1 protein-coding gene is annotated in these 233 nt (G+C 52.4%); it reads right to left on the reverse strand.

Annotation, left to right across the window (positions count from 1 at the left end; translation table 11 throughout):
• Window positions 1–154, reverse strand: a 154-nt coding sequence (locus PPL9_RS31720; protein ID WP_152986859.1) for a helix-turn-helix domain-containing protein, incomplete at its 3' end; no start/stop codon positions are given.
• Between the last annotated feature and the right edge of the window lie 79 nt (window positions 155–233).

A 233-nucleotide genomic window follows, 5' to 3' on the forward strand; every position in this document is an offset into this window, starting at 1 on the left:
CTTCTCCCGCACGCCACCGCCTCAGCCATTTATAGCCTGTTTGTGGGCTGATACCGAACCGGCGACACAAGGCACGCCGATTAGCATTGTCCTGAGCTGCAAGTCGGACAAACTCTTCTCGAAGTTTCATTGTTGAACACTCTTTCCAAGGCATCCCGGTCCCTCCCTGAATGCCATGTTAATGTGTCAACCATCTCTCCGAACACCTGTCACCTATGTCTCCGGTATGTACA

This window comes from Pseudovibrio sp. POLY-S9 (assembly GCF_001431305.1).
GTDB lineage: Bacteria > Pseudomonadota > Alphaproteobacteria > Rhizobiales > Stappiaceae > Pseudovibrio.